Genomic DNA, 12110 nt, shown 5'->3' with positions numbered 1-12110 from the left:
GGCTCGGTAGCTCAGTTGGTAGAGCAATGGATTGAAGCTCCATGTGTCGGCGGTTCGATTCCGTCTCGCGCCATTTGCGGGTGTAGTTTAGTGGTAAAACCTCAGCCTTCCAAGCTGATGTTGTGAGTTCGATTCTCATCACCCGCTTTATTTTTTATGAGAATTCATAGAAAGTTTTTTAAATATAAGGGAGCATAGCTCAGTTGGTTAGAGCACTGTGTTGATAACGCAGGGGTCCGAGGTTCAAATCCTCGTGTTCCCATGGATGTTTATAATATCTATATATTGTGAATAACTGGTGGGGAGTTACTCAAGAGGCTGAAGAGGACGGTTTGCTAAATCGTTAGGTCGGGAAACCGGCGCGAGGGTTCGAATCCCTTACTCCCCTTCTGTATAACGACTATTGTTGAATAGTCGTTTTTTATGCTTTATATAGAAAGTTGAAAGAGAGGAGGTTCTATGTCTTTTCTTACCAAGGAAGAACTAACGGAACTAAAAAATCAGGTAAATATTGCTGATTTGATTTCGCAATACGTATCTCTCGTCAAGTCTGGGAAAAACTATTTAGGACTTTGTCCTTTTCATGGAGAAAAAACACCAAGTTTTAATGTTAATGCAGAAAAGGGATTTTATCATTGTTTTGGTTGTGGTAAGTCAGGTGATGCGATTGACTTTATAAAAGATTACAAACAGGTTGGTTTCATTGATGCAGTGAAAGATGTTGCTGATTTTGCAGGGATTACACTAAACATTGAAAACAATGCTGTGGAAGAAAAGGATAATCCTAATGCGCTTCTCTATGACATAAATAATCAAGCTGCTCGACTTTATCATATTGTTCTTACTTCTACTGAGATAGGTGAACAGGCTCGGCTCTATTTGGAGAAGAGGGGCATTACTTCAGAGATAATTAAGCAGTTTAATATTGGTTTGGCACCAGATGAGAATGATTTTATTTTCGAAAATCTAGCTGGAAAATTTGATGAAACAGTTCAAGTAAATTCAGGTCTTTTCAATTTTTCTAGTCATAAAGTTTTTGATGCCTTTCAAAACAGGATTATGTTTCCTTTGAAAAATGAGTATGGGCATGTGGTCGGTTTCTCTGGGAGAAAGTGGCAAGAAGGTGACACAAGCAAGGCAAAGTACATTAATACAAGTGCAACAAGTATTTTTGACAAGTCATATGAGCTTTATAATCTCGATAAGGCTAAGCCTACTATTTCAAAGACACGTGAAGTTTATTTGATGGAAGGTTTTATGGATGTTATTGCAGCACATAAGGCTGGAATATTTAATGTCGTGGCAACCATGGGAACGGCTTTGACTGATAAACATGTTAAACGTTTGAGGAAAATAGCTAAAAATTACGTGCTCATATATGATGGTGACAATGCAGGACAAAATGCGATATATAAAGCGATTGACCTGATAGGTGAGAATAAAACACAGATTGTACGTGTTCCAGAGGGCTTAGATCCCGATGACTACAGTAAAAAATATTCATCAGAAGCATTGGCCAATCTTATGGAAAACGGTAGAGTACAACCTACAGAGTTCTTGATTGACTATCTCAAGCCTGAGAACCTTTCGAATTTACAAAATCAGCTGGATTTTATTGAGCAAATGGCTCCAGTAATTGCAAGGGTTCCATCGATTACGGCGCAAGATGCCTTTATAAGAAAATTAGTTGAGATTTTACCTGATTTCGAGTATAATCAAGTAGAGCAATCTGTCAATTTAAAGCGTGAAAACGTCCTTAAATCAAGGGCAGAAACTGGAAATTTTGAAGAGAGTTTTGAAAACTTTGATGAGGAACAATTTTCGAATTATCCGGATCCTGGATTTATATCAGGGGAGCATGAATACTATGAAAGTTTTCCTCTTCATCAGCAAGAAGTAATTGCTCCTGCCCACCCGCAGCTTCCCCATCTATCGAGAAGTGAACGAGCTGAAGAGCAGCTTTTGAATCGAATGATTTATCATCAGAATGTTCTTCAGAAGTTTGCGGACGATGAAACTTTTCGGTTTGTCCACCAACGTTATCAAAATCTTTTTGAAAAAATCATACTTGAAGCTATGAGTTTTGACGAAATTGATCCTTCTCACTTTGGCACGTCATTAGATGCGGAGGAGAAAAATTTATTTTATCAAATTTTAAGTTTAGATTTACCAGATGAGACAAGCAGTCAAGAGCTGGAAGATTTGGTAGTTGTTTTTGCTAAGGAAATGGAACAAATAAAGTTCAGTGAACTACAAAAACAATTAGAGAATGCCCAAAAATTGGGAAACAAAGAACGTGAGCTAGAGCTCACAATCCAAATTATTAATCAGAAGAAAAAAATATGAGCCAGCTGCTTATATTGTTCATTGAGGAGGATTAAATTGGCAAGTAATACTAAGAAAAGAATCAGTCAAATTGCAAAAGAAACTGGAATTACTAATAAAGCTTTAATTGCAAAAGCACAAGAACTTGGTATGGGAGTTAAATCTCACTCAAGTTCTATTTTCGAGGCTGAAGAAGAAAAACTCCTTAAAGCAATGGACTTCAAGCCAATTATTGTCGAAAAAGTTGATGTTTCTGAGTTGCGAAAAAAAGATTCTAAACAGGTTACTTCTGTTAAAGAAAAAGCAGATAAGAAGGCTATTCAAGACACTGATACATTTGACAGCAAAGCATTTGATAAGGCAGTGTCAGATTATATCACAAAGCGTAAACCACTGGAAGAAGCTCTAGATGATGAAATTACGGATGAGTTAGTTGTTAAGTTTGGCTTGGAAGCAGAAGCTATTGAAGATTTACTTCAACAAATCCAAGATGCAGGAATTTCAATTGTTGATAAGGAAGGAAATCCAAGTCCCCTGGCTTTGCAAGCTGAAGAGGAAGAAAAGCTAGATGATAATGCGATGGATGAAATCGTGACAAATGTCCGTATTGATGATCCAGTTCGTATGTACCTTAAAGAAATCGGACGTTATCCTTTGATTTCGCTTGAAGAAGAAACAAAACTTGCAGAAGCTATCGTTGCGGGTGGAGATGAAGCAGAGTTCGCTAAACAAATGCTTGCAGAGGCCAACTTGCGTTTGGTTGTTTCGATTGCGAAACGTTATTCTGGACGTGGTATGCAATTCTTGGATCTGATCCAAGAAGGAAATATGGGTCTAATGAAGGCTGTGGACAAATTTGACCATACTAAAGGTTTCAAATTCTCAACTTATGCGACATGGTGGATTCGTCAAGCTATTACACGTGCCATTGCTGATCAGGCGCGTACGATTCGTATACCTGTCCACATGGTTGAAACCATCAACAAGTTAATCCGTGTGCAGCGTAATCTTTTACAAGAGCTGGGACGCGATCCATTACCAGAGGAAATCGGTAAAGAATTACACATGACCCCTGATAAGGTTCGTGAAGTCTTGAAGATTGCGCAAGAGCCTGTATCATTGGAAACACCTATCGGTGAAGAAGACGATTCACACCTAGGAGATTTCATTGAAGACGATGTGATTGAAAGTCCAGTGGATTATACGAACCGCATCTTGCTTCGCGAACAACTTGATGAGGTTATGGATACCTTGACGGATCGTGAAGAAAACGTATTGCGTATGCGTTTTGGACTCGATGATGGACGTATGCACACACTTGAAGATGTTGGCAAACAATTTAAAGTGACACGTGAACGCATCCGTCAAATTGAAGCGAAAGCAATTAAAAAATTACGTCACCCACGTCGCAGCAAACCATTGCGTGACTTTATGTAGTTCTACAGAAACACTCTCGGAAAGAAACCGAGGGTGTTTTAACTCACGATATATGGCATCTTTATTTGGAGACTTCAGCCATTTCAAAAGTTAAAACAATTACTTTTAATCGGACAAAACATTTGATAAATTTTCTAGAAGTGATATAATAAAAATACTAAAGGTCAAAAAAGGTCAGACTAAAAGGTGAGAAGTCAGACATGATTCTTAAATTAATGAAAAGCAAAGAAATAGAAAAGATATTATCACAAAGGAGAAAGATATGCTCTGCCAAAACTGTAAGATAAATGAAGCAACCATTCACCTTTACACCAATGTGAATGGGCAGCGTAAGCAAGTTGATTTATGTCAAAACTGTTATCAGATTATGAAATCAGGTGGTCAGGAAAGCCTATTTGCTGGGGCTACGAATATTTCTAATAATGATGATCCTTTCAATCCATTTCCAGATATTTTTCAAGCGCTACATGGTAATGATCAAGGACGTTCAATGACGCCACCTACTCAGACAGGTCGGCGTGGTCCTGGTGGCCCGCAAAATCCTCGTGGAGGGCAAGCGCCTAAAGGACTTTTAGAGGAATTTGGTGTTAATATTACTGATGCTGCACGTCGTGGGGAAATCGATCCAGTTATCGGCCGCAACTCAGAAATCACACGTGTTATTGAAATTTTGAATCGCCGGACAAAAAATAACCCGGTACTCATTGGTGAACCAGGTGTTGGTAAAACCGCAGTTGTTGAAGGACTTGCTCAGAAAATTGTTGATGGTGATGTGCCACAAAAATTGCAAAATAAAGAAGTTATCCGTCTTGACGTTGTAAGTTTGGTTCAAGGGACAGGTGTGCGTGGACAATTTGAAGAACGTATGCAAAAATTGATGGATGAGATCCGTAAACGTGATGATGTCATTCTCTTTATCGATGAAATTCATGAAATTGTTGGTGCAGGATCTGCAGGAGAAGGAAATATGGATGCTGGAAATATCCTTAAACCTGCTCTAGCACGCGGTGAGCTTCAACTTGTTGGTGCAACTACACTGAATGAATACAGAATTATAGAAAAAGATGCAGCGCTTGAACGTCGTATGCAGCCTGTCAGGGTTGATGAGCCATCTGTAGATGAAACGATCACCATTTTGCGTGGTATTCAAAAACGTTATGAAGATTATCACCATGTGAAATATTCAGATGAGGCTATCTTAGCTGCTGTAAATCTGTCCAATCGTTATATTCAAGACCGTTTCTTACCAGATAAAGCGATTGATTTGCTTGATGAGGCGGGATCTAAAAAGAACCTCACACTCAAATTTGTAGACGCAGAAGATATAAAGAAACGTATTGAGCAAGCAGAAGTACAGAAAAAAGAAGCGATGAAACGCGAAGATTTTGAAAAAGCTGCACATTTTCGGGATCAAATCGCAAAATTACGCGAATTGCAAAATCATGAGGTTTCGGATACAGAAATGCCCAATATCACAGAAAAAGATATTGAAGCAATCGTTGAAGAGAAAACACATATTCCAGTTGGTGATTTGAAAGAAAAAGAACAAACACAGCTGATTAATTTAGCAGAGGATTTAAAAGCTCATGTTATTGGTCAAGATGAAGCTATTGATAAAATCTCTAAAGCCGTTCGCCGCTCACGTGTTGGACTCGGCAAACCCAATCGTCCGATTGGTTCGTTCCTCTTTGTTGGACCGACTGGTGTAGGTAAGACCGAGCTTGCCAAACAACTGGCTTATGAACTATTTGGATCAACGGACAGTATGATTCGCTTTGACATGTCGGAATACATGGAAAAACATAGTGTGGCTAAGTTGATTGGTGCTCCTCCAGGATATGTAGGTTATGAAGAAGCAGGGCAGTTAACGGAACGCGTACGTCGTAACCCATACAGCTTAATCTTATTGGATGAGATTGAGAAAGCTCACCCGGATGTGATGCATATGTTCCTGCAAATTCTCGATGACGGGCGTTTGACAGATGCGCAAGGACGTACAGTTTCCTTCAAAGATGCCATCATCATTATGACATCAAATGCTGGGACAGGTAAGGTCGAAGCAAGCGTTGGTTTTGGCGCTGCGCGTGAAGGGCGTACGAATTCGGTACTTGGAGAATTAGGTAATTTCTTTAGTCCAGAATTCATGAACCGTTTTGATGCCATCATCGAATTCTCGGCATTGAGCAAGGAAAATCTGCTTAAGATTGTGGATTTGATGTTGGATGAAGTCAATGCTCAAATCGCCCAAAATGACATCCATCTAGATGTCACACAAGCCGTTAAAGAAAAGCTTGTTGACCTGGGCTACGATCCGAAAATGGGAGCACGTCCATTGCGTCGTACCATCCAAGATAATATCGAGGATGCCATTGCTGATTTTTACATTGAGCATCCTGAGTATAAAGAATTACTTGCAGACTTGGTTGATGATAAGATTGTTATTGTGAATAAGCCTGAAGAAGTAAGGAAAGAAGAGACTGAGACTTTAGAAGAGCCGGATGAAGAATAATTACTTCAGTAAATTTCTGGAAAGATAAAGAAATAAAGGTTTTTCAACCTTTATTTCTTTTTTTGTGTGTGAATATTATGTTTGTTTTTCGTATTAATACTTATGGAAAGGAATTTATCATAATGAAATGAATTGTTCAGAAAGGCGGAATATGTTAAATAAGAATTAAAAAAATAGTATTGGTATTTACACTTATCTTACTGCTATTTTCAGGCGTTTCTCCCATTTTTTCTATAAAGGTTGGAGCAGGAAGTTACGCAGCTGTAGAGGAAAATAATGAAGCCCTATTTCTAGGTTATGAAACAGAAAAGCTGAAAGAATTTCATCAACAGGTCAATGAAGTAATGATTACAAATCAAGAAGGCAACCAGGAAACAGCAACGATTTCAGATGTAGATTTAGTACGAATATTGGAAAAGTCAGGTTATGCGGTTTCACCTGAGATTAAAAGGATAATGTTTCAGAGAGGGGCTGGAGTGACCAAAATAGTATGGTATGGCAATCGTAGAAATGGAAATTATAATCTTTATCTTTCAAGGAGTATGTTGCAAGCTATAAAATATGCACAGTCAGGTATAAATGTCCTCTCGACAGCTATGTCTGCTTTTTCTGGTAATTTATTTATGTTTACACGTGGTACGATAAGAGCGACTGTAAATATGATTAGGACAAATGCGATTATTCATGGAAAAGTTTTTTATTCCCGTGCATGGATTCCTAGAGGCTCTGGAAGTCGGTAACCATGCTCTGGAGAATTTTAAACGAAGAAGATATAGCTCGGAAATATGACCAAGAAACGTCTTCAAAATACACAGCCTTTAATCAAGTCAATAATTATTTTATTGGAGCAATTAGTGGATTTGTGATAATAATCGCTCTCCCCCCATATATTTTCCTTTTTTACCCCGTTTACCTCATAATAACAATTATCCTTAATGTTCAGGACTATAGGATAAGGAAAAGACAGCTTGAAAAATTGTTAAACAAAAAAGAATAAGCATTTATGGCTTATTCTTTTTGCTTGGGTAAATTATTGAATAATCAAGAGTCCATCTTTAACAGCCCAAGGTTCTTTTTCATTGATGTGATCGTAGAACATGATACCGTTTGTATGATCAATTTCATGTTGTACGCACATTGAAGGGAAGCCTTTCAGACGTATTTTATGTTTTTCATTGTTTTTATCGTAGTACTCTACTGTTACACGCGCGTGGCGGATAACTAAACCAGGTACTTCACGATCCACAGAAAGACAGCCTTCGCCAGACTCAATAGCTGCATCTTGAACAGAGTGACTGACTATCTTAGCATTATACATGATTTCGGACATTTTATAAGCTTCTTTTGGGGCTACTTCATTGCCATTTTCATCAATCTCAAGATCATTAGGGATAAGAACAGCAATGATTTTTTTAGCAATATCAAGTTGATTAGCCGCAAGTCCAACACCAGGGCGGAGCTGCATTTTTTCAGCCATTACTGGATTTTGCGAATTACGGAGAAATTCCATCATTTTTTCGCCTAGAAGGATATCTTCATCAGACAAGGGTAAGCTCACTTCATCAGCAACAGTGCAGAGGGTTTCATTTCCTTCACGAACGATATCATCCATATTAATCAGATGACTTGCTTTGATCAAATTTTCTTGTACAGACATATTTTTACTTCCTTGATCTATTATTACTATCAGTTAATTATAGCATAAATTTTCAGTCAAAAATGTTAAAATTGATTAAAGAGAAGGTTTATAAGGGAGCAGAAATGAAAACTTATAGAAAAAATACAGCAGCAATCATCCTGAATGCAGAAAATGAAATTTTACTCTTCCAACGTGCCGATTTACCCCAAGTTTGGGGCTTTCCACAAGGGGGAATCGAGAAGGGGGAAAGTGCAGAGCAGGCCATAGTGAGAGAGCTTGAGGAAGAAATTGGAACACATGCGTTTGACATTGTCGGAAAATATCCAGAATATTTACGTTATGATTTTCCGGAGGGGATGACTTTTCCTGACTGGAGCTATGATGGACAAGAACAGCAGTATTTTCTTATTCGACTTCATCCAGAAGCTTTGATTAACGTAAAGACAGAACACCCCGAATTTATCAGCTATAAGCCGGTGTGCTTTGCTGCTATTGATTTTAATGTATTTAGTTTCAAAGCAGATGTATATCGAAAGGTACTCACTTATTTTAAGAAAGAATTTAAGGAAATAAAATGATAGAACGTATAACAGATAATAAATTTGACCTGATCAGTAAATATGAACCAGCCGGGGACCAAGGGGAAGCCATTGAGGCACTTGTAGAAAATATTGAAAATGGTGAAAAGGCACAAATTTTGCGAGGAGCCACTGGTACAGGAAAGACCTACACCATGAGTCAAGTTATTGCGCGTACAAATAAGCCAACATTAGTCATAGCCCATAACAAAACTTTGGCGGGACAGCTTTACAGTGAATTTAAAGAATTTTTCCCTAACAATGCTGTTGAATATTTTGTCAGTTACTATGATTATTACCAGCCAGAAGCTTATGTGCCTTCTTCAGATACTTATATCGAAAAAGACAGTTCAGTAAACGATGAGATTGATAAACTTCGTCACAGTGCAACAAGTTCGCTTCTAGAGCGCAATGATGTTATTGTTGTTGCTTCGGTATCCTGTATTTATGGTTTAGGATCACCTAAGGAATATCGAGACAGCGTTGTGAGTTTGCGTCCCGGGCTTGAAATTTCTCGGGACAAACTGTTGAATGATTTGGTAGGTATTCAGTTTGAGCGCAATGATATTGACTTTCAACGTGGTCGTTTTCGTGTGCGTGGTGATGTCGTGGAAGTTTTCCCAGCCTCCCGAGATGAACATGCCTTTCGTGTGGAATTTTTTGGAGACGAAATTGATCGTATTCGCGAAATTGAAGCTTTGACAGGGCAGGTTTTAGGAGAAGTAGATCATCTCGCAATATTCCCAGCAACTCACTTCATGACCAATGATGAGCGTATGGAGGAGTCTATTGCCAAGATTGAAGCAGAGCTTCAACAGCAATTAAAAGTCTTCCGCAGTGAAGGGAAACTCCTAGAAGCTCAGCGTTTGGAGCAGAGAACCAACTATGATATTGAAATGCTGCGTGAGATGGGCTATTGTAATGGTGTCGAAAACTATTCCCGTCATATGGACGGCCGTACAGAAGGAGAGCCACCTTTCACTTTACTTGATTTCTTCCCCGATGATTTTATGATTATGATTGACGAAAGTCACATGACGATGGGACAGATTAAAGGGATGTACAATGGTGACCGGGCACGTAAAGACATGTTGGTCAACTATGGCTTCCGCTTGCCTTCAGCCTTGGATAACCGTCCGCTTCGTCGGGAAGAGTTTGAAAGTCATGTACACCAGATTGTCTATGTTTCTGCCACACCTGGTGACTATGAAATGGAACAAACAGAGACGATTGTCGAGCAAATTATTCGTCCTACAGGTCTCCTTGACCCTATCGTGGAAGTTCGGCCAATGATGGGGCAAATTGATGATCTCTTAGGGGAAATCAATGCGCGTGTTGAAAAAGATGAACGTGTCTTTGTAACCACCTTGACGAAAAAGATGGCCGAAGATTTAACTTCCTATTTCAAAGAAATGGGTGTAAAAGTCAAGTACATGCACAGTGATATCAAAACTTTGGAGCGAACAGAAATTATTCGTGACTTGAGATTGGGTGTTTTTGATGTCTTAGTCGGTATTAATCTTTTACGTGAAGGAATTGACGTTCCAGAAGTTTCTCTGGTTGCTATTTTGGATGCGGATAAAGAAGGTTTCTTGCGTAATGAACGTGGCTTGATTCAAACCATCGGACGGGCCGCCCGCAACGCTAATGGCCGTGTCATCATGTATGGGGATAATATTACTCAGTCCATGCAGCGTGCCATGGATGAAACGAGCCGTCGTCGTGAAATTCAAATGGCATACAATGAGAAACACGGTATTGTGCCGCAAACCATTAAGAAAGAAATCCGTGACTTGATCTCAATTACGAAACGTACAGAAAGTGGAGAAGTTGAAGAAGTTTCGGCTGAAGCAATGACGAAAAAAGAGCGTAAAGCATTACTTAAAAAGCTGGAGAAAGAAATGGCCGAAGCTGCTGGTGCGCTTGACTTTGAGTCAGCCGCTCAGTTACGTGACATGATTTTGGAAATCAAGGCTTTAGATTAAAACAAAAAAGAGCAGCTGCTCTTTTTTATTATTTTTCTTGCTCAGCGGCTTCGTCCACGATGAAGGTAAACTCACAGGTTGTTACTTTCTTGCCATCAACATAAGCAGCAGCGTCGGCTTTACCGACTTTTCCACGGAATTTAGTAATTTCAAATTCGAGTTTCATGACATCACCAGGGACAACTTTTTGACGGAATTTGGCTTTGTCAATCCCGCCAATATAGGCCATTTTACCTTGAAATTCCTCTTTTTTAAGAATCAAGATAGAACCGGCTTGGGCTAAACTTTCCAAAATCAAAACACCAGGGAAAGTTGGATTACCTGGAAAATGTCCATTGAAAACTTCTTCGTTAATTGTCACATTTTTTGTCGCTAGAATCTTGTTTTCTGAAATTTCGTCAACATAATCGATAAACATAATAGGATAGCGATTGGGAATAACTTCCATAACCTCTGTCGCTGTCATAGCATACTTTGAATCTGTCATATTTAGTACCTCATATTTTATTTGCACCCTCTTATTATATCACTATTTTTATTGTTTTATATATAAAAACATTAGGAGGTGATATTGTCAAGTATTTTCTATTGTTGCAAGTGATTTTAAATAGCTTATAGAATGAATCATATGTAAAAAAGAGCTAAAATAGCTCTAGTTTTAATCAATATATTCAGTTACAGTAATATTTCTCTCTATCCTAACATTACGATACGCCGCATCTATCCTGTTCTAAGATAAGTAATGGATGGTGTTAAAGAATAAACAGGAGGAAATTAAATTATTTTTTTGCTGATTTTATGGCAGATACAAAACGTTCCGCAATTTCTTGAGGGCGCGTGATAGCTCCGCCGACAACTTGTGCTAAGACGCCCATTTCCTGAATTTCTTTAGCCTGTTCAGGATTATGAATACCACCTTCAGCGATAACAGGAAGTCCTTCGTGGAGCAAAGATGAAATGAGTTCAATGTCGGGTTTAGGCCGATTTTTAGTAGCTTCTGTGTAGCCAGACAGCGTTGTGCCTATAAAGTCACAGCCAGCTTCATAAGCTGCTTTTCCAGCTTCAAGAGTATCAATGTCAGCCATAAGAAGTTGATTAGGGTATTTTTTCTTTACTTGTTTAACGAATTCTTGCATGCTTAAACCATCATGACGCTCTCTTAATGTGCAGTCTAAAGCAATCACTGCAATATTAAGCTCAGCCAGCTCATCAACTTCGCGCATTGTGGCTGTAATATAAGGCTTCTGTGGTGGATAATCGCGTTTTATCAAGCCAATGATAGGAACATCCACAACTTCTCTTATTTCCTCAATATCTTGTACTGAATTTGCACGAATACCTACAGCACCAGCATTTTGAACACCAAGGGCAATCAAGGGCATGATACCACCATCTACACGATAAAGAGGCTCACCAGGTAAAGCTTGGCAAGAAACGATGAGACCACCATGTACTTTATTTATAAATTCTTGCTTATTCATATATCCTCACTTTCATTATGAGTTTATTGTATCACCAATTTTATGATAATTAAAATATTTTTTAATGAGTAAGAAAGAAACTTGACAATTGGATATTTTTGCTTTACAATGTTTTATGTAGTAAGTATTTTTATACATTAAACTATTTGCTTATAT

The 12110-nt window shown here is 38.6% G+C and carries 10 protein-coding genes, 4 tRNA genes and 1 pseudogene; 12 read left to right on the top strand and 3 right to left on the bottom strand.

Annotation, left to right across the window (positions count from 1 at the left end; genetic code table 11):
- From B4H39_RS06795 to B4H39_RS06755, 10 genes and pseudogenes are all read left to right on the top strand, one after another.
- A tRNA-Phe gene (locus B4H39_RS06795) sits at nt 1-73 on the top strand.
- Nucleotides 74-76: 3 nt separating this feature from the next.
- A tRNA-Gly gene (locus tag B4H39_RS06790) sits at nt 77-147 on the top strand.
- 41 nt (nt 148-188) lie between these two features.
- Nucleotides 189-262, top strand: a tRNA-Ile gene (locus tag B4H39_RS06785).
- A gap of 38 nt (nt 263-300) precedes the next feature.
- A tRNA-Ser gene (locus B4H39_RS06780) sits at nt 301-388 on the top strand.
- A 71-nt stretch (nt 389-459) separates the two neighbouring features.
- On the top strand, nt 460-2346 hold the full coding sequence (dnaG, locus tag B4H39_RS06775; RefSeq protein WP_202231421.1) for a DNA primase: 1887 nt from the start codon (nt 460-462) through the stop codon (nt 2344-2346).
- A gap of 21 nt (nt 2347-2367) precedes the next feature.
- Nucleotides 2368-2535: pseudogene (locus B4H39_RS10240) on the top strand (translation initiation factor IF-2 N-terminal domain-containing protein); the annotation flags it as partial.
- Nucleotides 2536-2538: 3 nt separating this feature from the next.
- Complete coding sequence (rpoD, locus tag B4H39_RS06770) at nt 2539-3762, top strand: RNA polymerase sigma factor RpoD (protein WP_414672048.1); 1224 nt, start codon at nt 2539-2541, stop codon at nt 3760-3762.
- 262 nt (nt 3763-4024) lie between these two features.
- On the top strand, nt 4025-6271 hold the full coding sequence (locus tag B4H39_RS06765; protein ID WP_251421315.1) for an ATP-dependent Clp protease ATP-binding subunit: 2247 nt from the start codon (nt 4025-4027) through the stop codon (nt 6269-6271).
- A 179-nt stretch (nt 6272-6450) separates the two neighbouring features.
- Nucleotides 6451-7011, top strand: a complete 561-nt coding sequence (locus tag B4H39_RS06760) for a hypothetical protein (RefSeq protein WP_251421313.1) — start codon at nt 6451-6453, stop codon at nt 7009-7011.
- Nucleotides 7012-7013: 2 nt separating this feature from the next.
- On the top strand, nt 7014-7268 hold the full coding sequence (locus B4H39_RS06755; RefSeq protein WP_271328279.1) for a hypothetical protein: 255 nt from the start codon (nt 7014-7016) through the stop codon (nt 7266-7268).
- Between the two features lie 33 nt (nt 7269-7301).
- Here the strand turns inward: B4H39_RS06755 and def are convergent, their stop codons facing one another.
- On the bottom strand, nt 7302-7928 hold the full coding sequence (gene def / locus B4H39_RS06750; RefSeq protein ID WP_251421311.1) for a peptide deformylase: 627 nt from the start codon (nt 7926-7928) through the stop codon (nt 7302-7304).
- A gap of 104 nt (nt 7929-8032) precedes the next feature.
- Here def and B4H39_RS06745 point away from each other — a divergent pair, with 104 nt between their 5' ends.
- Entirely contained in the window at nt 8033-8488 is a 456-nt protein-coding gene (locus B4H39_RS06745; RefSeq protein WP_251421308.1) for an RNA pyrophosphohydrolase, read from the top strand.
- The gene (gene uvrB, locus B4H39_RS06740; RefSeq protein WP_202231415.1) at nt 8485-10473 is read left to right on the top strand and encodes an excinuclease ABC subunit UvrB; all 1989 of its coding nucleotides are present in this window, start codon (nt 8485-8487) and stop codon (nt 10471-10473) included. The genes B4H39_RS06745 and uvrB overlap by 4 nt, the downstream gene beginning before the upstream one ends.
- A gap of 28 nt (nt 10474-10501) precedes the next feature.
- Here the strand turns inward: uvrB and fabZ are convergent, their stop codons facing one another.
- Nucleotides 10502-10960: a 3-hydroxyacyl-ACP dehydratase FabZ gene (gene fabZ, locus B4H39_RS06735; protein WP_202231414.1), complete on the bottom strand. Its 459-nt coding sequence runs from the start codon at nt 10958-10960 to the stop codon at nt 10502-10504.
- Between the two features lie 292 nt (nt 10961-11252).
- Nucleotides 11253-11954, bottom strand: coding sequence for an N-acetylmannosamine-6-phosphate 2-epimerase (locus B4H39_RS06730; RefSeq protein ID WP_251421306.1), 702 nt, complete (start codon nt 11952-11954; stop codon nt 11253-11255).
- Nucleotides 11955-12110: the final 156 nt, after the last annotated feature.

The sequence above is a fragment of the Lactococcus sp. UBA7128 genome (assembly GCF_002492185.1).
In the GTDB taxonomy this organism is placed as follows: Bacteria; Bacillota; Bacilli; order Lactobacillales; family Streptococcaceae; genus Lactococcus; species Lactococcus muris.
Note: the sequence above shows the minus strand (reverse complement) of the source record. Positions and strands in the feature narration are given on the sequence as shown.